A 24,216-nucleotide genomic window follows, 5' to 3' on the forward strand; every position below is an offset into this window, starting at 1 on the left:
CTATTATAACTTAATCTTATGAAAACTGCTGGACGCTTTGGCAAAGTTGTTTAATATTTTTAATACTAATTTAATATTTTTAATAATCAGAGCCTTGATCAAACACTCTATCATGGCCTAATTAGCTATTGATGCATCAAGACAGGGCATAAGGAACTTCGGATCAGGTAACTTGGCATGGGTTGGGAATACGCCATAGGGAATACGCCATAGGGAATAGGTAAAAAAATCCTGTGTACCGCATTAATATGAGAACCGCTAAATGAAATACTCAAAGATTTCCCCAAATGCCTAAAATTGCGGATCCTGTCACTTGTCTGTGGCAGATAAAACTAGAGAAATGCGATGCTCCAAGCCGCTGCGCGATTGGCCGTAGGCCACGCTAAAAGCGATTGACCGTAGGTCAAGCGGGGCGCGTTCGCAACTAGGGTTGAGATTCCCGGGTAAACGCCTCAAAATTTGTATCAAAAATTACATCAAAAAAATAAACAATAGTATCAAAAATCTATAATCGATCGGTTGATTGTCAACAAGCCCGAAACATTGCTCAATTATTTGCCGTGTTATCCTTGGTGGATTTGAGAGATCTGGAAATTCTCGTTGCGTAAGCAAATGCTCCTGTGATTTTTGTTCAAAGTCAGCGGAAAATTCGTTGAAATAGAACAAAAAAACTGCTTTAGGATTCGATTTATTCGACTTAAAAAAAAATTGAGTTAATTAAATTTTTTATGTTACAATTTATACCAAATTATAGGCGTTTACCCTGGTTGAGATTCCCGACTTCTCCAACCAGCCAGGAATCTTCCCAAACTCGGTTCACCAAAGCTTTTGAAACTCTTCAGGCTGAGAATCCCGAAAATCCCGAAAATCATGACATTCATCGGAATCATCTGGGAAAATCGCTGACGGGGTGACGAAACAGGCTCAAATGCTTGCTATGTAAAGGTTGTACCATTTTATGGTTAAAAAAAGTAGGTCTGTAGACATCCTGGGGGGGGCGACATTAGAGCTAAAAAGTAGACTGTATAAGCGACCTAGCTCTCATACCTGTCTTGATGCAATAGCGAGTGGGGGGAACCACGGCAGTCGCTCATGGTTTTGGGTCTGTGTGCGGAACCTGCGTCCGCACCGCTGTTTGCCCCGTGGAGACCCCCAAGACCGTAATGGTGCGTTTTCCGTAGGCGAATTAAATTCGCCACGGGTCGCACCTCTGCATCGCTTTTTATAGGCAGCAATCGCCTCACAATTACTGTTCATGTTTGTTAGGATAAACCAACCTTCTTTTGTCACATATTTTCGATAACTCTTTTTCCATTTACAGGCGACACTAAATCCTTTAACTTTTTTGGTATTTGTAACTTTTACATTTTCAATAAATAAAGATATTACCGGTTTTTATCCACAATTCTTTAAGGAAAACAAACCAGACTTTTTTAGTTCAATCACGATTATTTTAGTATAAAACAAAATTTCAACCCTTGTGTATCTAGCCATTGAGCCAATTTAACCGAACAAAAATCTCGGTCTCCTAAAAACAGAATTTGATAGTTATAAAATAGCCCTATAATATTTAAAATTATTTGTTTTTGCTCTTGAAGTTACCGTAGAACAGTGGAGCCTTTATGGGTAATCGGTTATGCATAAAAGGGTTAACTCTTTTGTAATAAGGCGACCCTGTTCAAGGTTTCGTCTCTGAAATATTGCTTGATACCAACTTTGATAGAAGTTCAAAATAAACAGGTGCGACCCGTGGCGAATTTAATTCGCCAAGGTCAAGCGCACCTTAGGAATTGCTCGGTTTTTATAAATGATACTAATCATTAACAAATTATAGTTTTTCCGGACGAAACCTGATTACGTTGAGCCTTATTTACAAGATTTAACCCTTTTACTCATAGCCTGCCGACATTAAAGGCTCAACTGTCTTACGGTAACTTCAAACCAATTAGTTCTATCGATAGCTAAATAGATTTTTTGCTATGCACGTACATGTTTGATTTATCCATTCTCGAATAATTGGAAACCACAAATATTTGACCTCAAATACTTGCAAAGATAAAAATCTCTGTAGTTTTTTACGTCGTGAGTTAAATTGAATGGGTAAAGGGAGTGACTCTGCAATTTTTTTAATTTTGATATTTTTGGGGTCTTGTCTAATTCTTATTATAAGGTAAAAAAACAATAATTGAGATTTAGAAAGTAGATTTTTTAGATGTTTTTGATATAATTATGGTAGCATTTTCAATCTTATTGGTCGTATTGACAAGTTATGGCCTATCTTTTTTTACCATAATTCGCTCAATTTCAGATATATCAAGGGTTACAGGGAGCTTGTCGCCCCCCCAGGGCTTTTACTCCTTGATTACGGTCATAAGAACCTCTGAGACTTTTCCCATCTATAGGAACAATCTATCCAGCAATCGAACCGAGCATACTTTGAAGCCATTTAGCCAAACATTGTTCTAAAGCATCGGGATGAATTCTTTTCTCCTTCGGAGACGCTGCGCGAACAAAAACTCGTCGAAAAGTATCATCACTGGGGATACCATTGGGTAAGTCTAAGAATTATTCTAACCATTGTTGTTTGGCAATCCCATAATTTTCCATGTCCTCCCAGCCCTCTGCACCTCCAATGACGGCTAAAATAGCGATTACTAAAATATCTTTTAGGAGGTGTTTTTGAGTTCTTTGGACTCTAGGCTCTTCGATATATTCGACATAACTTAATAAGTTAGATTCGATAGCATTGATGGAGTTTAACTGTTGGCTTTTTACTTGTTTACATTCAAAGTTTATTTGGGTTTTTAATTGAGAACCAAAACCCTTAATCATTTGCTATTTATCCGTTTTTAAACTCAGATTAAAACTTGATTATAGTTTGACTTTAATTTTTGGTCTAGGAGGATACTTGAATAGTTTTGTAAAGTACATTTTATACAAAATTATATGAGCTTACCCTGAGGTAATAGGGTGCATCTCATATTTGTAAATCTATAACTAAAAGAAGTGTGGGGAGGGTGGTAAGTGTGGGGAGGGTGGCAGGGCTGTTTCATTCTAAATTGCAATATTTTATGCATTTACGAGGATACGTCTTTTCAGCCTTCGATAATTCCGGTTAGTGATGGCTGAAAGACTGTAAACTCGTTACCTAGATCCAGAATGAAATAACCCTGGGAGGGTGGGGAGATGGGGGAGATTTTTATTAAAGGTAATTGTCATAAAATGATATTAGCTTTCTATTGCCGAAGAGTGTTTTTGCACAAGTGAGATGCACCCAGGGAATAGGGAAACAGAAGGAGGTTTGGGAACTGTGGCGAGTGTGATCTGATTGGCGTTTGAATACTTATAGCCCTTTGCAGATAAGTTAATTATGAAAATGGGACAAAAAAGATAAATTCCACTTCTTAATTGGCAATAATAAATAACTTAGATTGGATGCCAATTGCTCTATTCCCTGTTCCGGTGAACCGCTGTTCCCTGTTCTATAAAAAACCATAAATATGTACTTAACAAAGTCGCAAACCGCTATATTTTATAGCGATTCTCATATTAATGACGTACACAGGATTTTTTCCCTATTGCCTATTGCTAGCTTGCCTATTGCTAGCTTGCCTGTTCCCTATTGCCTATTGCTAGCTTGCCTATTGCTAGCTTGCCTGTTCCCTATTGCCTATTCCCCCGCTGTTCCCTAAGAAGCATTCTACCTAGAATCCCAAATCCACAGCAATACGGTGAGCACAAGCAAATCCCGAAAACGCTACTGCATTTAAACCTTGCCCCGGAAAGGTGCTATCCCCAACACAATAAAGCCCTGGAATCGCAGTCCGATTAAACGGCATTCCCAACAATCCCATTAATTTGCGGCGGGGAATTGGCCCATAGGTTCCATCCATACGGTTCAAAAATCGTCGATGACTGCGTGGTGTTCCCACCTCCATGTAATCCAATCCAGCATCTAAGCCAGGAAAAATCCTCTCCAGTCGCTCAATTAAGCCTCCAGCTGCCTCTTCCTTCTTATGTTCGTACTGACGAGGGGATAACCCTTGCCAATCTTCCATCCAGCTCGGGGTAAAGGTGTGGAAAACATGATAGCCTTCTGGCGCTAAATTGGGATCAAGCAAGGTAGGAATCGAAACAAAAATAGTCCCCTCCGCATCCTCCATATTTTCCCAGTCTTCTAGGACAATATGGTGACACTCTGTACCAGGTGGTAAAACATCTGCCTTTACCCCTAAATGTAAACTCAAGAAACCCGGTGATTTCTGATAACGCTGTTGCCATTTCCGCTCAACTCTTGGCATTTGGTCAGCTGGCAGCAATTTCTCAAATGTATCCCAACGGGTAGCATTGGAAACAATTCGTTTTGCTCGATACTCTTTACCATTGACTAGCTGGACACCCACTGCCTTGCCCTTTTCCAGCAGAATTTTCCCCACTCGAGCTTTATAAAGAATCTGACCTCCAGCTTTCTCCAATCCCTCCACTAGTTTTTGGGCGATTTTTCCTACACCTCCTACCGGATAATTAATCCCACCGTAATGTCGGTCAGAAAACACCATACCAGCATTAATCATCGGTGTTTTGTCAGCAGGTACCACAGACCAGCAATAACATTCCATGTCTATAAATTTCAGCAACTCAAGGTCGCTAATATACTTACGAGCAATGTCTCCCACATTTTGGGGTAGGTACTTCACTAAACCCAAACAAGCCAAGGGATGCTGGAAAAATACTCTGGTCAAATAGCCAAGTTCTTCCAAGGACAGTAAGTCCATCGCATTCAGGCAATTAAAGACCTTCCAGCATTCATCGTAAAATTTGCGAATCCCTTGGCGTTGGTCAGGGAAGTGAGCAGTAAGTTCTTGCAAAAAATTCTCATACTCTCGATGGACTTTTAGCTCTAGACCACCAGGGAGATGATAGTGAATCTGTACTGGATCTGGAATTGTTTCCAGACTGACATTGACAGCCTCAAGGGCTCGGGTAAGTAGATTGGTTGTCCCCTTGGTGCCAAACCCAAAAATCATTGATGCTCCCACATCAAAGCGATACCCCTCTCGCTCGAAGTAACCCGAACTACCACCAGGAATGATATAGCTTTCTAGCACCAGCACACTCGCTCCCTTTGCTGCCAACTGAGTTGCGGTTACTAGCCCCCCAATACCAGAGCCAATCACAATAGTATCAAATACCGATTGATTGGAAATGGTATGGGATTGATTGCTTGATGGGCAAGGTTGGGATCCAGCAGTCATGGAATTAGCAATTTAAATAGATTAACTGATGGATCTGAGTTTAGCGTTTCTTGTTGAGATAGGAGTTCATTACCAATGCAAAAAAAAAAGTGGGCACCAGCCTGCTGCTGCGTACCGGTCCCACCCGCCTATCCTTAATGAGAGGAGAACACTTATTACTACTATAAGCTTGTTGATAAAAAATGTCAACATTTAGGGAGCCATTTTCCCGAAAAGGGGAGTGTCGGGAGTGTCGGGAGTGTTAGGTAACCATCCACCGGGGAGGCTAACAAGCAGCCTTGTTAGCCTTACTGGGTGTGGGCGAACCTGTAAGGAAAACTTTTTGGGAACTAAGGCAATCATTACACCAGGGTCCCCCGCCCCAGCCCACACCCGGTGACCCCCTCAGATGTATATCTGAGCTGACGGGGTTTTTTTGCTTGTAATTGACGACTTAACAGTATTATTGGCATAGTTACAAGGATCAGCAAACCCTTTGAGTGCTGTCTCTATTTTGACAACTTGTATAGGGTTTGCTTGAATCAAGCAAACACTCCTTAATACTGTGTTCATCAATGTAAAACTTGAAACTATCATCAACTAGATTAAGACTTGTGGTTATTCCGAAAAACCCTACTGCCCAATTCCTCTAACACTACCTAATTTGTTTATCACTAATTCTTATAGTTACTAGCTGTTATGACTCTCCAACTACGTGTCTATGTTCCACCCCATCCCCTAGTTAAGCACTGGCTAGGGGTTGCCCGTGATGCCTCGACACCACCTCCATTGTTCAAAAGCGCTATGACCGAGTTGGGACGCTGGTTGACCTATGAAGCAATGCGGGATTGGTTGCCGAATGAAGAACTAACAGTGCAAACTCCCCTAGCTCCGTGCAAGGTAACTATGGTGAATCCAGAAGTACCCATAGTAGTTGTGCCAATTTTGCGGGCTGGACTAGCGCTCTTAGATGGAGCCCAAACTTTGCTGCCCTTGGCATCGGTTTATCACCTTGGTCTGGTCAGAAATGAGGAAACCTTACAAGCCAATTTTTACCTGAACACCTTACCCAATCAGTTTGACCCAAATACACGAGTCCTAGTTCTCGACCCGATGCTGGCTACTGGTGGCACAATGATGTTGGCAATGTCAGAACTTAAAAAACGAGGCGCAACACCAGATTTAACACGGATTATTAGCGTGGTAGCAGCACCACCAGCCTTACAAAAGTTGGGGGCAGATTATCCTAGTTTGACCATCTACACTGGCATGATTGATGAGGAAGTCAATGGTAAGGGATATATAGTACCAGGCTTGGGTGATGCAGGCGATCGCGCTTTTGGAACTTGACCGAAACCGCGACAAGCCCCTATTACCCTGACAGACTTAGACAGCAAATCCAATTGATAGTAGAGGTGTTGCCTGGAACACCTCTACCTAGACTTCCTGATCATGGTTCCAAGGTTCACATTCCCGGTTCGCTCACCAGACCGGGCTTTCAAAGCTTTGTCTAAAACGCTTCCGATACGATATTATGAATTAAGGGCTGGTAGCAAACCCCTTGTCTAATCAGCAAGATCCTCTCAAACTTGATGGGTTAATCTGGATAAAAGCTGCATTTTTCAAATCAAGGGCAACAGAGCAACATGAGTCAGCAAGATGGTTTTGCAAGTGGATTCCTGACTGGAGCAGTAGTCGGGGGATTGATAGGTGGATTAATCGGCGCTTTGGTTACTGCTGGTAAAAGTAATCAAAAGGATGAGGAAGATCGGTCTATGTTAAATTCTGAGCGCTCAGACCCTAAGGCAATTAGGGCTAGAAAGCGCGAACTAAAGGCAGAAGCAAGCATTGAAGCGGCACGTCAGAGTTTGGAAGACAAAATTGCCCAGCTCAATTCAGCCATTGACGATGTACGTCAACAAGTCAGCACAGTGAAAGGTACAGCTGAGGCAAATACACATGAACGGGTGCTTGAGCCATGAAATAATTCTGTTTTAGGCATTTTAAAGCTGTACTGCATTGGTCTTCAGGCACAGGGTGATCTAAATCCGTTAAACTTAACATCAAGGCATAACACTCATACAAACTTACTAAGAAAGCTTATAAATCTATGGCTACAGAACTGCTCACCAGCACTCTCCAGAGCTTTATCCAAATCTATCTAGTTCTATTAATTGTCCGAATTCTGTTAACTTGGTTTCAAACAATGGATTGGGCGAATCAGGTCGCTTCTGTCTTAAGTCCAATTACTGACCCTTACCTGAATATTTTCCGTTCCTTCATTCCACCCCTTGGAGGTATAGATTTTTCCCCCATAGTGGCGATTTTTCTTCTACAAATTGTAGCTGGGCTGTTTTAGCATAGCCGTGATCAACAGCTGTAATCAGAATAGTAAGTTCTAATCCTTGTTCACAGTATCAAATTAGCGTGCTCTAAATTTAGCTTATCTAGAATAGGTAAAGGATAAATGGGAAAACGATGCATAGGTGCGACCCGTGGCGAATTAAATTACGGGTCAGGCGCACCTAAGCCGTCTTGGTGAGGTGACCTTACCAAGATGGCGCTGCATCAAGACAGGGGCGACAGCACTTAAGCCTGAACCAGTCAACGACCAATTCTGTTCCTAAAACCGGATGCCTTAAAACCCTTAAGGATCAGAGGCGTTTTTACATTAGCAGGAACCGTAACCTGGATTTCAAAATCACTGGTTCCTGGTTCCACTTCATCAATTAACCCCACGCGACCCCGATTTGGGAAGGTATTATTGCCATTGGCATCCAAGATACGACCAAAAACATCAGCATCAAACACCTTTCTGCCAGTGGGATTCTTGGCTTTACCCTTGATCAGATAGCAACTAGCCTGCCTAGCCGAACCCCCACCACTGATCACCCTGCCTTTCCCAATTTCTAAGGGACACTCCTGGGAAGACAAGTTGGAGAGTTTAATGCGGATCACAGCCAACGCAGGGGGAGCAAATGCCGAGCTGATCACCCAAATCAGACAAGCTACAGCAGTAGCAGTTAACCAATTTCGCAATCCCATAAAGCCCACCAAAAATTTACCGATTATAGCTACTTTACATGTAAATTGGATAGGGTTTAGCTTGAAGCAGAGAAAATATTGTTAACTATAGGTAATACTGAATAGCTAACACTGAAGTGGATGGGTCAAAAGCTCAGTGTAAAATCAGTAACCATTACCAAGATTTGGGGGGAAGGTAGAACTTTTCTAGGGATAACCCTGACCAAACAATACGCGATCGCACTAGCAAAACTCCTAAGGTAATTATTCCCAAACTGACAGCTCTGAGATGGTTGTTTCCAGTCAAAGCTAACTGTCCCAGGTAGCTCGAACCAATCATCACGGCATGAATTGCAGCTAGGACTAAAGCAGGGATACTCAATAAATGAATCCGTCGCCAAAGCTTGCCCAAACCCTTCTGTAAGTGGTCAAAACTCGTGAGAGCCGCTGGGGTAATCAACACGAGGGCTAAAATTCCTGCTAACAGACCCCACTTATGCTGCGGTAGCATAAACCCCATAGCATCTAACTTCCAGTTCAAGGCATGGTCTAGCCTAAAAAATGTATGAGCGATCGCCAACACAAATGCCCCCACTCCTAAAGCCCGACGATAGCGTAACAGCCCAGCCCACAAACGACTAATCGGACGAGCAATCAAAGCTAACATCAGTAACAGCAGCGCCCCATGACCGGTGTAATCCACCATAGCATCGGTACGGAGAAGGGTTAAAATACCAATCGTGAGGGTAACCCAGCCTCCTAGGCGAAACAGCTGGCTGCGCTTGCTAACACTGAGTCTAGATGCAGATACACCCACTCCTAGCATCATGGGCATCGTTCCCAGTCCAAAGGCCAGCATCGTTGCTGCTCCCCACCAAAGATTACCCATTTCCGCTGCTTTAATCTGAGCAGCATACAGGAATCCACAAGGCATCAAACCCCAGACTCCTCCTAAAAGGGCTGGTGTCCACCACTGAGATTCCCCAGACAATTTAGTCATCGCGACCGTCAGCCGTTGATGCCCAATCCCTTTAGATAGGGGGTGTAATAGGGGCAGACGGGGAATCCAATCGGGTTTAAGCTGCACACAGCCAAACCAAATAAGCATTAAACCAGTCAGAATTGCCATGGCTTGGCGCAATCCACTGCCAATCCCAGCCAACTGACCACTAGCAATCAAGACCGAACCCATACCCCCAAGTGCAGCTCCGACAAGAGCATAACTAATTGTTCGTCCTAGGTTAAGGAGACTATGAAAACCCAGCTGATGGAGCCACTTTGGAGACTTTTCCTGCTGCTGAGATAGGGAAAACGCCACTGTCAGAGGTCCACACATTGCCACACAGTGACCAAAACTGCCCAGAAACCCTAGGGTCATGACCAGCAGCAAATCTAAAACCATTCCGTGCTTATGTTCCTTAGCTATAAGACTATGGTAAATATTATCATCAGCCATTCATCCTTATTGTGAACTTATAGCAATTTATAATCAAAAGATTCATGTGTGATCTTCGATATCCTCTGTATCTCCGGCATTTTCTGGTTAGGAGCTAAGAGCATCTTTGAAGAAATCTTAGCATTAAGAGTTAACCCCCATGACCATTCAACTGCGATCCCACATTTCCTCTACTGAAAACTCAGCACTCAGAACTGAGCAGTATTTTCCGATAATTTCTCACAACATTAAAACCTCTGCCGATGTCGGTGCTACCTTCCACATTGAACCCAATCACAATCCTCGCGCTAGAGAACCTGCTCTAGCATGGTTTGCCCTTACTCGCCAAGGGGGACAACTCATTCCCCTAGAGCAATGTGACTGTCAATTAGTGGTTTATTCTAAATCCTCATCAGACCAAGGGAATTCCCCTATCCTTGAGCCACAGCTCAAAGCTATATCAGCTGAAAAATACCTTGGTATTCCTGGAGCTGATCTAGTCTTTCCTAAAGCGGGAGTCTATGAGTTAGTCTTAAGCGGTACTCCTAAATCAGGAGCTAGTTTTAAGCCATTTGAGATCAAGTACGACGTTACAGTCACTCCTGGGAAAAAAACTGCGACTGTGCCAAGTCCTACCACTGAACCTGAATTTAACCAGCACTCAGAATCCTTTTCAGAATCCTTCGAGGATACTGCACCATCAGAGCCTCAATTATTACAGTGGTGGTTGCCCATAGGGATTTTTGCCTTACTCATCCTAGGTATAGGAAGTGTGTTGTTATGGAAAAAGGCAACCGGAAAAAAGTAAATATAACCCTACCTTCTACTAGGCAGTGGCGGGAAAACTACCACCGATAAAGTGAATATCACTAAAGGTTTCGATCCACAGACGAGCACCACAATCAAGAGGGTGATCCGGTTGATACACAATCCGACACGGACCAAGAATTTCGACCTGGTTGCCGTATAGATTGTTGCCGCTTCGTTTCACTGAAATCACTGGCTGACGCTCTTCGGGACGTTTAGTTTTGTTGCTACCAATGCGATTGCGATTGACATTGATCTTAGCTAGAGCCGGAGGACGACTTTTACGCCACTTGCCCTTTGGGCCACGGCTGCCCTTGATGATTTGCGGTAAATGATTGAACAGAGGAATAATCCAGAATTTGCCGCTTTTATAGGCACCCCGGACGCGACCGTCTTGGAGGAGTTGTCTCAATCGTCTAGAAGATATTCCTAACAGAGATGCTGCTTCAGTAGTACAAACGCACTTGTTCATCAGTTAACTCTAAACTTGATTTGATTAACTATTCCGACATATGTAGTATAATGAAAATCGACCATTAATGTCAAGTTGTGCTTAACTGGAATAACTTTTTGTTGAAAGAGGGGATTTATCCTATTCTTAGTGAAGTGTTGGGATCCATCCTGCTAGGAATTTTTACTCAATAGAGCTAGGAACCGAAAATAGAAAGAAAATCGAAAGATATAATAATTCTTTAATAATTCTTAATTAACTAATAATTATCAAATGAACATTCTAAGTAACCTGCTTTCAGGAGTCACTAATCCCTCTAATCCCTCCCGTCCCAAGAAAAAACGCCGACGGATTGAAATCAAATCTGAGCGTGAAATTGAGATCATGCGGCAGGCGGCAACTATTGTGGCAACAGTACTCAAAGAAATTTCTGAAATGGTTGAGCCAGGAATGAGCACAGCGGATTTAGATACCTATGCCGAAAAGCGGATCCGTCAGATGGGAGCAACCCCAAGTTTCAAAGGCTACTACGGCTTTCCTGGGTCGATCTGCAGCTGCCTTAATCACGAAGTAGTTCATGGTATTCCTAGTGCCAAGAAAGTAATTTGCAGTGGTGATGTGTTGAAAGTTGATACAGGTGCCTACTATCAGGGATTTCACGGAGACTCATGCATTACTATTCCGATTGAAGAGGTTAAACCAGAAGCGAGTCAATTAATTCGGGTGGCAAATGAAACCCTCTACAAGGGCATCGAACAGGTTAAAGCAGGGAAGTACTTGTTAGACATTGCTGGTGCGATTGAAGACCATGCCCAAACTTATGGCTATAGTGTAGTGGAGGATTATACGGGTCACGGTGTGGGGCGAAATCTACACGAAGACCCCTCAGTATTCAACTTTCGCACCCGGGAATTGCCGAATGTCAAGCTGCGTGCTGGGATGACTCTGGCGATTGAGCCAATTTTGAATGCTGGTACTAAGTTCACACGTACCCTATCTGACCGTTGGACAGTTGTTACGGTCGATAATTCTCTATCCGCTCAGTTTGAACATACGGTTTTGGTAACAACTGATGGCTACGAAATCTTGACTGATCGTGCCAAGGTCTAACTATAGCGTTACTTATGAACTAGTGAAAGACTTGCTGGCACATGGAACTTATCAGTGGGTAGTCGGTATGCGTGAATAGAGGAGCATCTCCTACTCCAGGGGAAATGGTCTAGGTGTACCATTTTCTCCCAAGCCATAGCTATTGCTTACCAGATTAGGTATGATATATTGGGTTGGGACTATTTCTAAAAACTACCAAATTTCTGGCTGTTAACAGCCGGGATACTTGATCGCAAGTAAGCGCGAAGTTTTAAAACCCAGTCTCGTCAGAGCTGGGATTAAAAACGATTAACGCGCTAATTTATTTGGCACTCAGTCTTTTCTGAGCAATCATCATCACCCAATCAATGTAGCCTTATAATAAGGAAGTTTCCTCTAGGCGGTGAGAGCATCCACATCGCAACCCCACTCAGAAAAGTAAATGGGTGAAAAATATTGTTGGACGGTGCTTCTAGTAACTAGTTACATAGACCGCAATCTATCTACTGCTAAAAAACTCCCGATCAGATCTCAGGGGTGTTGATCAGGTTGCATCTAATTTCTTTCTTCTTAGTTACTTTACTAATCTCCGGAACTATGACCAATCAAATAGTCGAAAAAATTGCCGGAATGTCTCTGGTAACTATTAGCTTTGATAGGGATTCGACAGCTGTTTCAAAAGAAAACCCCCAAACCGTTGAGCCTAGGGGTAATTATCAGGGTGCATCTACCATTTATTTCTTCTGATTGATGGGATTGATATCCGGAAAGATGACTACTAAATGGCTAACAAAACCCACGGGATAAATTTGCTCTTAGCCAACAGCCAGTTGAGAAGCTGATGGCAACATCTACAGGTGCGACCCGTGGCGAATTTAATTCGCCAACGGCAAGCGCACCTAAAAAAGAAAACCCCCGAACCGTGAGCTTCAGGGGTAATTATTAGGGTGCATCTACCATTTATTTCTTCTGATTGATGGGATTGATATCCGGAAGGATTACTAGTAAATTGACTAGTCAATCAATCACAAAACCCACGGGATAAATATGCTCTTAGCCAACAGCCAGCTGAGGCGGTGATGGCAACATCTACAGGTGCGACCCGTGGCGAATTTAATTCGCCAACGGCAAGCGCACCTAAAAAAAAAAATCCCCCGAACCGTGAGCTTCAGGGGTAATTATCAGGGTGCATCTACCATTTCTTTCTTCTGATTGATGGGATTGATATCCGGAAGGATTACTAGTCAATTGACTAGTCAATCAATCACAAAACCCACGGGATAAATTTGCTCTTAGCCAACAGCCAGCTGAGGAGCTGATGACAACATCTACAGGTGCGACCCGTGGCGAATTTAATTCTTAATCCGGAAAGCGCACCTAAAAAAAAATCCCCCGAACCGTGAGCTTCAGGGGTAATTATCAGGGTGCATCTACCATTTCTTTCTTCTGATTGATGGGATTGATATCCGGAAGGATTACTAGTCAATTTACTAGTCAATCAATCACAAAACCCACGGGATAAATTTACTCTTAGCCAACAGCCAGCTGAGGAGCTGATGGCAACATCTACCAAAAAAAATCCCCCGAACCGTGAGCTTCAGGGGTAATTATTAGGGTGCATCTACCATTTATTTCTTCTGAGTGATGTTACTGAAATCCGGAAGCTAAGGTATGGCTAAAGATTCTATATGATTGCTAAACCTAGAGAGGACTTTACTTTTAGCTGACAGCCAAGTTATGGTCTATGGCAGCATCTACCAAAGAAAACCCCCGAACCGTGAGCTTCGGGGGTAATTATTAGGGTGCATCTACCATTTCTTTCTTCTGAGTTACTTCTCCACTATCCGGAAGGTTTAGCAGGGGATGATTGACGACTAGCGGCAAGACCGTTCCTCGAAAGTTGTATTAATTATCAATAGACCCCTAGAGAAAACCCCGGAAACTGGAGCTCCGGGGATAATTATCAGGGTTCATCTACCATGCTTTTATTCTAAGTGATTTTACTGATATTTTAACACATATTTTTATTGACATATATAAATAGATGTGTTAATGAAGTTCTATAACAGTAAGTCAGTTGACGCTCTAGGTATAGCAGAAGTCATTTGTCAGAAGTCATTTGTCAGAAGTCAAACTCTTGCGCTTCTTGATGCAGTCGCTCATGGGGGAAACCCCCAAGACCGCTTAGGTGCGCTTGACCTTGGCGAATTAAATTCGCCACGGGTCGCACCTCTGCATCGCTTACAAAGGGTGTGAGACTTTTGTCATGTCCTAACTGCCCTGGCGACTGCTATAACACAGGCATGACTTGAGCTATAGCACTACGCGCTATATCAGCTTATTGAGGGGTGTTCAAGGTAAATCATGTACTTGCGGCAGTTAGCCCAATCAATGCTTAAGTTTTCCTGGATTGTTGAGCTAACTGCTGAGAGGTTCATAGCTAAATGCTGACATGACGAGATAGGATGATCTACAAGGTGAAGACTATAGACCCACGTAACTATGCCACGCACTCAACGCAACGATAACTTTATCGATAAAACCTTTACGGTGATGGCAGACATCCTCTTAAAGGTTCTGCCTACCAATAAGCAAGCCAAGGAAGCTTTTGTCTATTACCGAGATGGTATGTCAGCTCAAGCGGATGGGGAATATGCTGAAGCTATGGATAATTACAAAAAAGCGTTGGAACTGGAGGAAGACCCCAACGACCGCAGCTTTATTATCTACAACATGGGGCTGATTCAAGCCAGTAATGGTGAGCATGAGCGTGCTTTAGAACTCTATCATCAGGCTCTTGATATCAACCCCCGTATGCCTCAGGCCCTTAATAATGTAGCCGTAATTTACCATTATCAAGGTGAACAGTCTAAGGAAGCTGGGGATAGTGAGGGGGCAGAAGCTTTGTATGACAAAGCGGCTGATTATTGGAAACGAGCTATTCGCCTTGCTCCTAATAACTACATTGAAGCCCAAAACTGGCTGAAAACTACAGGTCGTTCTACGATGGATGTTTACTTTTAGCGGCTAGCTTCTAGTTAATAAATTTGATAGTCTGTAAGCTATCAGCTATCAGCGTGTCGCGTATCAGCTATCAGCTAATGCTCTAAGCACAGGCTAAGTGGAAAGCTTTTGAATAAAACAGATGAGCATTCGTTTAATCTTTGTTATCTCTACTGCCAGGGATTCATAGTCTTTGGCTGATGGGCAAATCCCCAGACTTTGAATTATCATTAATCTCGAACTATTAAATTATCCCGTTTGCTCAATGCCCATGCTACGGGAACTAGCTTTATTTTAAACATGATAGCTGACAGCTGACCGCACCTCAAGTAGCACCATCTGTAGCGCATATGCTTACGATAGTCTTTATAGTTTTTGATTTCGGCTAAGCCTTTTTATAACCAAATTATGATAGACCGCGAACAAGTCCAAAAAGTTGCCAATCTTGCTCGTTTAGAACTGAAAGCAGAGGAAGAGGAGAAATTGGCAGCTCAGATGAGTAGTATTTTCGAATATTTTCAACAGCTGAGTGAATTAGATACTGAGGATGTGCCGCCCACTACACGGGCGATTGATATTAGCAATGTGACTCGACTGGATACTCTCAAACCCTATACTGACAGGGATTGTATGTTCAGGGAAGCTCCTGAGCAGGATGGTGATTTCTTCAGAGTGCCAAAAATTATCACTGAAGGGTAAGCTATCAGCGTGTCGCGTATCAGCTATCAGCTATTAGCTATCAGCGTGTCGCGTATCAGCTATCAGCTATTAGCTATCAGTTATCAGCGAACAGCGATTAGCGCTACGCGCACGCTACGCGAACAGCTTATGTGCTATGGGCACGATGATTGAGGAGGAAACCGTTAATACTACAATAGGTAAGTATTCGTTTAATCTGAGTTAAGTCACAGCGTCGTTCGCACAGCGTGGCCAAACGCGCACGCGTGGCCGTTCGCGTAGCGTGGCCAAAAGGCCAAAAGGCCAAGGCCAAAGCCTGTGCCACAAAGCTTTTCGCTACGCTGGGTTGATTTTAAGCTGACCGCTGACCGCTGACCGCTGAATGCTTACACTGAAGGATAACTGGGGTTGAAAGGGTTAACTAATAGTTTGTTGTTGATGGTTGATGGTTGACGGTTGAGGGTTAACTATCAAAATAAACCATAAATTTTTCAATTAAACTATAAAAAACACACCATTTTATGGTAGTGAATTCCTCACCTTTGATTTCTGATCCTTCCTTAGACCCATGCATTCCCAAGTAGATTTCCAAGATGCCTTTGATGTGATTGTAGTTGGCGCGGGACACGCTGGTTGTGAAGCCGCCCTAGCTTCAGCACGGTTGGGCTGTCGTACTATCCTACTTACCCTCAACCTAGACAAAATTGCTTGGCAACCCTGTAACCCAGCAGTGGGAGCACCGGCCAAGTCTCAACTCACCCATGAGGTAGATGCTTTGGGTGGAGAAATTGGCAAAATGGCTGACCGTACCTACCTGCAAAAGCGGGTACTGAACTGTTCACGGGGACCAGCGGTTTGGGCTTTGCGAGCGCAGACGGATAAGCGAGAATATGCGGCTGTGATGAAGGAGATTGTAGAAAATCAAGAAAACTTGACTCTCCGGGAAGCCATGGTCACGGATTTGGTGCTAGGGGCTAATGATCAGGTGATAGGTGTTCAGACTTACTTCGGTGTGGCTTTCCAAGCATCGGCAGTAATCTTGACAACTGGGACTTTCCTGGGTGGACGGATCTGGGTGGGAAACAAGTCCATGTCAGCAGGACGGGCTGGGGAATTTGCGGCAATTGGGTTGACTGAAACCCTTAACCGCTTAGGCTTTGAAACGGGACGACTCAAGACGGGAACCCCCGCACGGGTAGATAAGCGCTCCGTAGATTACAGCAACTTGGAACCTCAACCAGGGGATGAGGAGGTGCGCTGGTTTAGCTTTGACCCAGATGTGTGGGTCGAACGAGAGCAGATGTATTGCTATCTGACCCGTACGACTTCTGAGACTCACCGGTTGATTCGGGACAATCTTCATCTATCCCCAATCTATGGAGGCTGGGTGGAGGCTAAAGGACCCCGTTCCTGCCCTAGTATTGAAGATAAAATTGTGCGCTTTGCTGATAAGGAAAGCCACCAGATTTTTATTGAACCAGAAGGACGAGATATTCCAGAACTCTATATCCAGGGATTTTCTACTGGATTACCAGAGAATTTGCAGTTGCAGCTATTGCAAACTCTTCCGGGATTAGAAAATTGCGCTATGCTCCGTCCTGCTTATGCGGTTGAGTATGATTATTTACCAGCGACTCAGTGTTATCCAACACTGATGACTAAAAAAATTGAGGGATTGTTCTGCGCTGGACAAATTAATGGTACCACTGGCTACGAAGAAGCAGCAGCTCAGGGGATTGTAGCGGGAATTAATGCAGTGCGCTATGTAGGCCATCAGGAAATGGTGGTGTTTCCTAGGGAAGAAAGCTATATCGGCACGTTAATTGACGATTTGTGTACCAAAGACCTGCGGGAACCTTACCGAATGCTGACTAGCCGTTCGGAGTATCGGTTACTATTGCGGTCCGATAACGCTGACCGCCGTATGACTCCTTTAGGACGGAAACTGGGTTTGATTGATGACCGTAGGTGGCAGCTGTATCAACAAAAACAGGGAAACATCACCACAGAAAAAGCCCGACTCCAGTCGGTACGGATTAAGGAACATGATCCAATCGGAATTGCGATCGCATCCGATACCCAGCAAAAGATCAAAAACTCGATTACCTTAGCTGAGTTACTACGTCGTCCTGGTTTCCACTATGTCAATCTAGACCAATATGGACTCGGTGACCCTAACCTGAATCAGTCGGAACGGGAAGGAGCAGAAATTGATCTAAAATATGATGGTTATCTTAAGCGTCAGCAAAAGCAAATTGACCAAGTTTCTCGGCAAGCTAATCGGCAGTTACCACCAGATTTGGATTATGCTGCTATTGAAACTCTATCCAAGGAGTCTCGTGAAAAGCTTAGCCAGGTCAAACCTATGACTATTGGTCAGGCATCCAGAGTTGGCGGGGTTAATCCAGCAGATATCAATGCCTTGCTGGTATATCTAGAGGTGCGGGAACGAAAGTTCACTGCTGTTGTGGCTCCCTAATTTCAGGTTCGTTATTGCTCCCTGGTTGATCACCAGACGGGATATCCAACCATGGGAGGATTTTTCCCATAGAAAAGTCTAGTTTTGGGTCTCGGAAGATAATCTTCTGAAAGATATAGTCATAGTCATAGTAACGAGAGATACCATCGATGTCTCAGGATGTGATTACCAAAGAAAAATCAACAGAGCGGTTGAACCCTCCCCTTCCCATTCAGCCATGGTCGGTAGATGCTGAAGCCGATAGGTTAATGGATGATTTATTTGGGGATCTGTACCAAATGATTGAGAACGGCTGCGAGTTGCCGACAGAACCCCCTGAGCCAGACTATGTCTCCTTGGAACCGATAGCAATCCCGAAAATTCCCATACCAGGGGCAATCATTCCGTTTCTGGAATCCCCACTCCCCTCAACACAGGAGTTAGCCGAAACCACCTCAAGTGAGTTGGAAACGACAACGGCAGATACTAACTCTAGTACTGTCGCCGATCACTCTGGTCAGTTTTTAGACAAGCTCCTATGGGCTTTAGCCTTACTGTCCCTATCAGCAATCACAATGATGTGGCTGACTAGCCAGGGAAAGCTAACTTGGTCATGGTTGAACAACTTAGTGGCTTTGGGATCAGTTCAACAAGGCAAAGTCTCAGAACCTGATGCCCAGTTTATTAACTATATGTTGCGATCGCTAGAAGTGATTGACCGCAAAGCAAAAGCTATCAAAAAGCCTGTGATCGCCCAATCATTACCAAACCCCACGCCTCCCAATCGTCCGGTAGCTCATAATTCAGCACCAACTGCACCACCAACTGCTGTCAAAGAACGTGTCTTAGAACGAGTTTATTACATCCCGATTGAAAAGGTTCCAACCCCTGATCCTGCCATAGCATCCTCAGCGCCATCAGCGCCAGTTAAACCATCCCCTCCTACCACCCCTAAAATTACACCTAAACCATCACCAATCCCGAAACCACCGTCAAATGCTGTTCTAGAACCACCACCACCAACTATTCTAGAATTACCGCCACCACCAATCCCAGACCCCCTGCCCACCGCTACTCTTGACCGACTCCCTCCGCCCCCACCTCCCCCACCCTCATCACCTGCCATCAAACATACCTTGGTGGGATTACTGGAGCTAGGAGAACAATCTGCTGCTTTGTTTAAAATTGATGGTGTTACCCAACGGGTTAAGCTGGGGGAAGCAATTGCTAATAGCGGTTGGACTCTAGTCTCTGTAGATAATCAGGAAGCAGTGATTCGACGCAATGGTGAAGTTCGTTCAATTTACGTTGGACAACATTTTTAGTTATGTAAGATCATGACTGTAATAAATCACCATATCGAATTTAAAAAACAAATTCTAACGCTCTAAGGAAATTAACAACAGGATGGCTCGGTTGCCAATTGCCAATGGTATTTTATAGTCGATTATATTATGTATGCGTACGCGTAGCGTGGCCAAAGGCCAATCGCGTACCCGATTTGTGCGATCGCGATCGCACAAATCCCAATGCCCAATTTTAAATTAACTATTCATAACTAACTATAGTTATAGCAGTCGCCAGGGCAGTTAGGAGATGACAAAATTCTCACACCCTTTGTAAGCGCAAGAGTTTGACTTCTGACATCTGACATCTGACATCTGACATCTGACATCTGACATCTGACATCTGACATCTGACATCTGACATCTGACATCTGACATCTGACATCTGACATCTGACATCTGACATCTGACATCTGACATCTGACTTCTGACTTCTGACTTCTGACTTCTGACTTCTGACTTCTGCTATACCATTCCTGTAGCTATTTCAGATAAGCTGAGATATGTTGATATAACAGAGTTAAAAATATATGATCTAATAGGATATAGGATAGTGGTGCAGTGGGACTATTTGAAGACCTGAATCGATTTCTAGAAAGTCGTCTAGAAGAATTTCTCCGCAACAATCCTCATCTAGAGTTACAGGCACTAGAGGAGCAGTTGCGCGAGCAAGAAAAAGACACACTGCGGCTAATTATTGACTTACAGCAACAGGAAAAGCGGTTGCAAGACCAAATTCTCGCCGTTGCCAAAGACATTCAACGTTGGCATGAGCGTATTGACAAGGCGAAGTCCCACAACAGATTTGATTGGGCTAAAGCAGCTCAAGAGCGAGAAGCAGCTCTGTTACGTCAAGGCAATCAGCTTTGGGGCCAGATGGAAGGGGTTAAACAGCGAATTACGAAAGCCAAGGAACTCCAAGAACAGATTAAAAACCATCGCGCTGAAGTGCAGGCTAAAGCTAGAGATACAGCAGCAGCTCGCGCAAGTTCTCAGCCTAAGCAGAACTCCCAGACATTTGCCTGGAATCAGACTACCAACAGTAACCAATACAATATCCCTTCTGGTGTAGACCCTTTAGAGCAACAGTTTAAAAGCTGGGAAATGGATGAAGAGTTGGAGCAAATGAAGCGGAATATGAACGGTTGATCTAAGCTATCAGCTATCAGCGTGTCGCGTATCAGCTATCAGCTATCAGCGTGTCGCGTATCAGCTTTTGAATCAAAGAGGTAAGCATTCGTTTCATCTGAGTTATTTCACAGGCTAGAAGCCTGATCCACAAAGCTGATCGCTTAGGGTGAGACAAAGCCCAACGGCTGAAAGATGACATGAATTCTTCATCCATCTTTTTTTTCAAAAGGACGATTAATAATAAAAGAAATTGATTTTTGTGGGAGAGGCAAGGTAGGAAATAAGGACTGCTTTGTAGCGTTTAATTTAGCAGTATTGGCAATGTCTTGGTCTTGGCTGCCTTGGCTTGGATTGGCATCAGATGAATCAGATGGGAAGGAAGGCTGGCGAAAAATCCAGCCTGGATGCTTGCCATAGTTAGAAGCGATCGCTAATAAGGCTCCTGCTAAGATAAACACCGGTAGTGGTAGAGTTACGTGTCTAACCCACTGGTAGATTTCCACCATAACAAAAAACACCAAAACACTGGCTATCCAAATTCTTATAACTCTATCCGATACCATGCCAATCTTATGCTCTGATTCGGTTTGTTCCGTCTGAGGAAGCTGATGGAATTGGAGTCACGCAAACATTTATCCATCAGCTCCTGTAGACCATACTACACCTTGGCTGCTACTTTGGCTTCACCAGATACTAAGCTTTCATAAGTTGACCGCATCTTCAGACCAACGAGAACCTGGAACAACCCAGAACCGTTGTTAGAGCCAGGATAATCGGTGTGCTTGAGCAATAACTCGGTCATCTCTCCATAGTACTTGGTTGAGGTCTTGCTGAGGTGACTTTCGATGTAAATCATCTCCTCTAGGTTATCGAACTGACCATCTACCTCTAGTACAGAGACTTCGTTACCCATGTAGCTGTCTGGCCCATAGTACATTTTCAGACCAGGATAAGCACAGGTTAGCTTGCGACCACAAGGTCTCCAGTCGATGGTTGACCCTTCATCAAACAGATAAACTGGGTCGAAGTTTTCCACCCCTTCCTTCTGAAGTAGGCGCACCCGCAGTAGATTGCTTTCCTTAGCTGCCTCTCCCTGAAGCAGCTGTGTGGGAAAGATTTGAATGACCACATCAGCGTATTGCTTCTGGACTTCAATGTAAGCTTCAAAGTCTGGACGTCTAGCTTCAATCGACGCTAGGATATCCTCATAACGGTGGCCCCGTTCTGCCATGTCCCGCTGGATTTTCCATTGGATTTTGACTTCATCGCTAATGTCTAGGTAAACGCCGAAGTCAACCAGCTCACGCACCCGCTCATCATAAAGAGGGTGCAGACCTTCAATGACTATGACTTTATTTGGCTCAACCCGTTCTGGTGGATCAATTTCACCGGTCTCATGGTTGTAAATAGGTTTGTCTATGCCCCGACCTTCTTTTAGCGCTTTGATTTGCTCATACATCAAGTCAAAGTTATTTGCTTTAGGATTAAGGGCAGTAACCCTTTTTTCTTTGCGCTGTTTGCGATCCAGACTGTGATAGTCATCCAGACAAATCACCGTCATGAACTCCTGGCCAAATAGGTCGGTCAAACGCTTCAGAAACGTTGATTTCCCGCATCCTGAGTCTCCAGCAACTCCTATAACTACCACCCTCTCCAGATCTGTGGTCATATCTTCCCTCTAACGTAAAACATATTCTCAAATCAGTTTTCAGTAAGCCAAAGCCCAAGCCTGGGAGCAATCTGACACACGCTTATAGTGGTGCTTGATAACATGCCACCATAAATCCACTCGCTTAAGTACTAACCACTAGGGAAGACCAAAGCCAAGCTCTGCTTAAGTATTTACTACTAGCTGCTCATAGTGGATTCTACCAAAACCAGATTGCTTATACAAGGCTGATTGTCAGTAGCATTACCTCGCTTAGTACTTATGCTAAGGTTTGTTGGGCATTTTTTAAAGAAAAAATTAAACTGACTCAGGATTTACAGTTTTTGAGTTACTGATCATGTAACTTGAGAGTAGTGCCTACCAGTGCCTCTACACTAATTCTCTCCCTGATAAACCAAAAACATTACTGGGCATAGCTTTACAATGTTACGCTAATAAGGCATTATTCGGGGTTATTACTAGCTAGCCGCTCACCCATCGACCGTGAGTCTGTTTGTGGTGCCAAGGCAAGTCTTAGCAATACATAGTTAGCAATACATAGTCAGTTTGGTTTGGAGCAATAGAAGCAATGTACAGTCCTAGCGAGTCTACTAATTCCAGCACTGTTACAGAATTTGGTAGTCGCACTTACCTTTATGAGGTAGTCGGTCTTCGTCAAAATGGACCGATTCGTCAGAGTGGCACAGTTTTGTTGACGGTGCCCTATAACCGCATGAAGCAGGAAATGCAGCGTATTGCTCGCATGGGAGGGAAGATTGTAAGCATTAAACCTTTATCCAGTAGTGCCGCTAATGGGTCAGTGGCTCAAACACAACCTACCCAGTCAGAAAACACAACTAAGCCTACCCAGTCAGAAAACACAACTAAGCCTATGACTCAAGCGAAACCCAAAAAGGCCAAAGATGATATCCCTGTCAATACCTATCGACCCAAAAACCCCTTCATTGGTAAGTGTATATCAAACGAACAACTAGTCCGGGAAGGGGGTATTGGTAATTGCCGTCACCTCAAATTTGACCTTTCTGGAGGTGATCTGCGGTATCTCGAAGGTCAAAGTATTGGTATTATTCCCGAGGGTACTGATGACAAAGGCAAACCCCACAAGCTTCGTCTGTACTCCATTGCTTCTACTCGTCACGGCGATGACCTGGATGATAAGACAGTATCCCTGTGTGTCAGACAGCTGCAGTACAAACATCCGGAAACTGGGGAAACCGTAAACGGTGTTTGCTCTACTTTCCTGTGCAATATGAATCCAGGGGATGATGTTAAAATCACTGGACCGGTCGGTAAGGAGATGTTGCTGCCATCGGACCCCAATGCCAATATCATCATGATGGCAACGGGCACTGGTATTGCACCATTCCGCGCTTTCCTATGGCGGATGTTTAAAGAGCAGCACGAAGATTACAAGTTCAAGGGCTTGGCTTGGCTGATCTTTGGTATTTCTACTACCCCTAACATCCTCTACAAAGATGATTTAGAAGAAATGCAGCAGAATAACCCAGATAACTTCCGCCTCACCTATGCCATTAGCCGTGAGCAGAAGAATTCTGAAGGGGGCAAGATGTATATCCAGCACAGGGTGGCGGAACATGCTGACGAGTTGTGGAAGCTGATGCAGCAACCAAACACCCATACCTACATCTGCGGATTAAAAGGTATGGAAGGTGGTATTGATGAGGCTTTGACTGCTGCAGCTGCTAAGGAGGATGTAGATTGGACTACATACAGACAGCAAATGAAGAAAGCACATCGCTGGCACGTTGAAACCTACTAGGTTACGGCTGGTATAAAGTAAATCCTCCAAAAGGAGGATTTAGAGCAAACTAGCGCGTCTGTTTCTTTTGGCCATAGGGCTGAGGGACACAGGCGCGCTACTGTTTATTTG

21 protein-coding genes and 1 pseudogene are annotated in these 24,216 nt (G+C 44.0%); 13 read left to right on the forward strand and 9 right to left on the reverse strand.

The window, feature by feature from the left end:
* Window positions 1–1,034: 1,034 nt before the first annotated feature.
* Both F6K63_RS05805 and F6K63_RS05810 read right to left on the reverse strand, forming a co-directional pair.
* Window positions 1,035–1,199: a hypothetical protein gene (locus F6K63_RS05805; RefSeq protein WP_154659676.1), complete on the reverse strand. Its 165-nt coding sequence runs from the start codon at window positions 1,197–1,199 to the stop codon at window positions 1,035–1,037.
* A 1,144-nt stretch (window positions 1,200–2,343) separates the two neighbouring features.
* Window positions 2,344–2,832, reverse strand: a pseudogene (locus F6K63_RS05810) (ISAs1 family transposase); the annotation flags it as partial.
* 668 nt (window positions 2,833–3,500) lie between these two features.
* Here F6K63_RS05810 and F6K63_RS05815 point away from each other — a divergent pair.
* Window positions 3,501–3,692 carry a hypothetical protein gene (locus F6K63_RS05815; RefSeq protein WP_131827021.1) on the forward strand — a complete coding sequence of 64 codons (192 nt, stop codon included), beginning with the start codon at window positions 3,501–3,503 and terminating at the stop codon, window positions 3,690–3,692.
* Between the two features lie 12 nt (window positions 3,693–3,704).
* Here F6K63_RS05815 and crtH read toward each other — a convergent pair whose 3' ends face one another.
* A complete protein-coding gene (gene crtH, locus F6K63_RS05820; RefSeq protein ID WP_287251936.1) occupies window positions 3,705–5,255 on the reverse strand; it encodes a carotenoid isomerase in 1,551 nt (516 codons plus the stop codon).
* A gap of 678 nt (window positions 5,256–5,933) precedes the next feature.
* Here crtH and upp point away from each other — a divergent pair.
* The 3 genes from upp to F6K63_RS05835 all read left to right on the forward strand — a co-directional run bounded on the left by upp (window position 5,934) and on the right by F6K63_RS05835 (window position 7,593).
* Entirely contained in the window at window positions 5,934–6,584 is a 651-nt protein-coding gene (gene upp / locus F6K63_RS05825; protein ID WP_008179696.1) for a uracil phosphoribosyltransferase, read from the forward strand.
* A 296-nt stretch (window positions 6,585–6,880) separates the two neighbouring features.
* A complete protein-coding gene (locus F6K63_RS05830; protein WP_008179694.1) occupies window positions 6,881–7,216 on the forward strand; it encodes a ssl2009 family thylakoid membrane protein in 336 nt (111 codons plus the stop codon).
* Between the two features lie 128 nt (window positions 7,217–7,344).
* Window positions 7,345–7,593, forward strand: coding sequence for a YggT family protein (locus F6K63_RS05835; RefSeq protein ID WP_008179693.1), 249 nt, complete (start codon window positions 7,345–7,347; stop codon window positions 7,591–7,593).
* Window positions 7,594–7,838: 245 nt separating this feature from the next.
* On the opposite strand, the gene F6K63_RS05840 is transcribed toward F6K63_RS05835, so the two are convergent.
* Both F6K63_RS05840 and F6K63_RS05845 read right to left on the reverse strand, forming a co-directional pair.
* Complete coding sequence (locus tag F6K63_RS05840) at window positions 7,839–8,279, reverse strand: hypothetical protein (protein WP_287311221.1); 441 nt, start codon at window positions 8,277–8,279, stop codon at window positions 7,839–7,841.
* 154 nt (window positions 8,280–8,433) lie between these two features.
* Window positions 8,434–9,714 carry an urease accessory protein UreH domain-containing protein gene (locus F6K63_RS05845; RefSeq protein ID WP_008179691.1) on the reverse strand — a complete coding sequence of 427 codons (1,281 nt, stop codon included), beginning with the start codon at window positions 9,712–9,714 and terminating at the stop codon, window positions 8,434–8,436.
* 139 nt (window positions 9,715–9,853) lie between these two features.
* Between F6K63_RS05845 and F6K63_RS05850 the strand changes: the two genes are divergently transcribed.
* A complete protein-coding gene (locus F6K63_RS05850) occupies window positions 9,854–10,501 on the forward strand; it encodes a hypothetical protein (protein ID WP_287251941.1) in 648 nt (215 codons plus the stop codon).
* 18 nt (window positions 10,502–10,519) lie between these two features.
* On the opposite strand, the gene F6K63_RS05855 is transcribed toward F6K63_RS05850, so the two are convergent.
* Window positions 10,520–10,972, reverse strand: coding sequence for a MerR family transcriptional regulator (locus F6K63_RS05855; protein ID WP_287251943.1), 453 nt, complete (start codon window positions 10,970–10,972; stop codon window positions 10,520–10,522).
* Between the two features lie 252 nt (window positions 10,973–11,224).
* On the opposite strand from F6K63_RS05855, the gene map reads away from it, so the two are divergent.
* From map to gatC, 4 genes are all read left to right on the forward strand, one after another.
* On the forward strand, window positions 11,225–12,061 hold the full coding sequence (gene map, locus F6K63_RS05860) for a type I methionyl aminopeptidase (protein WP_287311223.1): 837 nt from the start codon (window positions 11,225–11,227) through the stop codon (window positions 12,059–12,061).
* A gap of 576 nt (window positions 12,062–12,637) precedes the next feature.
* A complete protein-coding gene (locus tag F6K63_RS05865; RefSeq protein WP_158026457.1) occupies window positions 12,638–12,787 on the forward strand; it encodes a hypothetical protein in 150 nt (49 codons plus the stop codon).
* A gap of 1,755 nt (window positions 12,788–14,542) precedes the next feature.
* The gene (locus tag F6K63_RS05870; protein WP_287250777.1) at window positions 14,543–15,064 is read left to right on the forward strand and encodes a photosystem I assembly protein Ycf3; all 522 of its coding nucleotides are present in this window, start codon (window positions 14,543–14,545) and stop codon (window positions 15,062–15,064) included.
* A 387-nt stretch (window positions 15,065–15,451) separates the two neighbouring features.
* Window positions 15,452–15,742 (forward strand): Asp-tRNA(Asn)/Glu-tRNA(Gln) amidotransferase subunit GatC, encoded by a 291-nt coding sequence (gene gatC / locus F6K63_RS05875; RefSeq protein WP_008179681.1) that lies wholly within the window; start codon window positions 15,452–15,454, stop codon window positions 15,740–15,742.
* 127 nt (window positions 15,743–15,869) lie between these two features.
* Here gatC and F6K63_RS05880 read toward each other — a convergent pair whose 3' ends face one another.
* Window positions 15,870–16,046: a hypothetical protein gene (locus tag F6K63_RS05880; protein WP_287250779.1), complete on the reverse strand. Its 177-nt coding sequence runs from the start codon at window positions 16,044–16,046 to the stop codon at window positions 15,870–15,872.
* Between the two features lie 243 nt (window positions 16,047–16,289).
* Between F6K63_RS05880 and mnmG the strand changes: the two genes are divergently transcribed.
* The 3 genes from mnmG (at window position 16,290) to F6K63_RS05895 (ending at window position 20,674) form a co-directional block, all read left to right on the forward strand.
* Window positions 16,290–18,200 (forward strand): tRNA uridine-5-carboxymethylaminomethyl(34) synthesis enzyme MnmG, encoded by a 1,911-nt coding sequence (gene mnmG / locus F6K63_RS05885; protein ID WP_008179680.1) that lies wholly within the window; start codon window positions 16,290–16,292, stop codon window positions 18,198–18,200.
* Between the two features lie 149 nt (window positions 18,201–18,349).
* Window positions 18,350–19,504 (forward strand): hypothetical protein, encoded by a 1,155-nt coding sequence (locus F6K63_RS05890; protein ID WP_287311225.1) that lies wholly within the window; start codon window positions 18,350–18,352, stop codon window positions 19,502–19,504.
* 582 nt (window positions 19,505–20,086) lie between these two features.
* Window positions 20,087–20,674 (forward strand): TIGR04376 family protein, encoded by a 588-nt coding sequence (locus F6K63_RS05895; protein WP_008179675.1) that lies wholly within the window; start codon window positions 20,087–20,089, stop codon window positions 20,672–20,674.
* Between the two features lie 188 nt (window positions 20,675–20,862).
* Here F6K63_RS05895 and F6K63_RS05900 read toward each other — a convergent pair whose 3' ends face one another.
* Together F6K63_RS05900 and F6K63_RS05905 are read right to left on the reverse strand one after the other, a co-directional pair.
* Window positions 20,863–21,219, reverse strand: a complete 357-nt coding sequence (locus F6K63_RS05900; RefSeq protein WP_044492275.1) for a hypothetical protein — start codon at window positions 21,217–21,219, stop codon at window positions 20,863–20,865.
* A 95-nt stretch (window positions 21,220–21,314) separates the two neighbouring features.
* Window positions 21,315–22,325, reverse strand: a complete 1,011-nt coding sequence (locus F6K63_RS05905) for a phosphoribulokinase (RefSeq protein WP_008179669.1) — start codon at window positions 22,323–22,325, stop codon at window positions 21,315–21,317.
* Between the two features lie 568 nt (window positions 22,326–22,893).
* Here F6K63_RS05905 and cpcD/petH point away from each other — a divergent pair.
* Entirely contained in the window at window positions 22,894–24,105 is a 1,212-nt protein-coding gene (gene cpcD/petH, locus F6K63_RS05910) for a bifunctional rod-capping linker CpcD/ferredoxin--NADP reductase PetH (protein WP_287250785.1), read from the forward strand.
* Window positions 24,106–24,216: the final 111 nt, after the last annotated feature.

Source organism: Moorena sp. SIO1G6 (assembly GCF_010672795.1).
Classification (GTDB): Bacteria; Cyanobacteriota; Cyanobacteriia; order Cyanobacteriales; family Coleofasciculaceae; genus Moorena; species Moorena producens.

What these genes read in the sequence shown, in the direction of transcription:
- cpcD/petH (WP_287250785.1), top strand. Translation starts at nt 22,894, where the DNA reads ATGTACAGTCCTAGCGAGTCTACTAATTCCAGCACTGTTACAGAATTT.
- F6K63_RS05890 (WP_287311225.1), top strand. Translation starts at nt 18,350, where the DNA reads ATGTCTCAGGATGTGATTACCAAAGAAAAATCAACAGAGCGGTTGAAC.
- F6K63_RS05830 (WP_008179694.1), top strand. Translation starts at nt 6,881, where the DNA reads ATGAGTCAGCAAGATGGTTTTGCAAGTGGATTCCTGACTGGAGCAGTA.
- F6K63_RS05900 (WP_044492275.1), bottom strand. Translation starts at nt 21,219, where the DNA reads ATGGTATCGGATAGAGTTATAAGAATTTGGATAGCCAGTGTTTTGGTG.
- crtH (WP_287251936.1), bottom strand. Translation starts at nt 5,255, where the DNA reads ATGACTGCTGGATCCCAACCTTGCCCATCAAGCAATCAATCCCATACC.
- F6K63_RS05850 (WP_287251941.1), top strand. Translation starts at nt 9,854, where the DNA reads ATGACCATTCAACTGCGATCCCACATTTCCTCTACTGAAAACTCAGCA.
- F6K63_RS05835 (WP_008179693.1), top strand. Translation starts at nt 7,345, where the DNA reads ATGGCTACAGAACTGCTCACCAGCACTCTCCAGAGCTTTATCCAAATC.
- map (WP_287311223.1), top strand. Translation starts at nt 11,225, where the DNA reads ATGAACATTCTAAGTAACCTGCTTTCAGGAGTCACTAATCCCTCTAAT.
- upp (WP_008179696.1), top strand. Translation starts at nt 5,934, where the DNA reads ATGACTCTCCAACTACGTGTCTATGTTCCACCCCATCCCCTAGTTAAG.
- F6K63_RS05815 (WP_131827021.1), top strand. Translation starts at nt 3,501, where the DNA reads ATGTACTTAACAAAGTCGCAAACCGCTATATTTTATAGCGATTCTCAT.
- F6K63_RS05845 (WP_008179691.1), bottom strand. Translation starts at nt 9,714, where the DNA reads ATGGCTGATGATAATATTTACCATAGTCTTATAGCTAAGGAACATAAG.
- F6K63_RS05905 (WP_008179669.1), bottom strand. Translation starts at nt 22,325, where the DNA reads ATGACCACAGATCTGGAGAGGGTGGTAGTTATAGGAGTTGCTGGAGAC.
- F6K63_RS05870 (WP_287250777.1), top strand. Translation starts at nt 14,543, where the DNA reads ATGCCACGCACTCAACGCAACGATAACTTTATCGATAAAACCTTTACG.
- gatC (WP_008179681.1), top strand. Translation starts at nt 15,452, where the DNA reads ATGATAGACCGCGAACAAGTCCAAAAAGTTGCCAATCTTGCTCGTTTA.
- mnmG (WP_008179680.1), top strand. Translation starts at nt 16,290, where the DNA reads ATGCATTCCCAAGTAGATTTCCAAGATGCCTTTGATGTGATTGTAGTT.
- F6K63_RS05865 (WP_158026457.1), top strand. Translation starts at nt 12,638, where the DNA reads ATGACCAATCAAATAGTCGAAAAAATTGCCGGAATGTCTCTGGTAACT.
- F6K63_RS05855 (WP_287251943.1), bottom strand. Translation starts at nt 10,972, where the DNA reads ATGAACAAGTGCGTTTGTACTACTGAAGCAGCATCTCTGTTAGGAATA.
- F6K63_RS05840 (WP_287311221.1), bottom strand. Translation starts at nt 8,279, where the DNA reads ATGGGATTGCGAAATTGGTTAACTGCTACTGCTGTAGCTTGTCTGATT.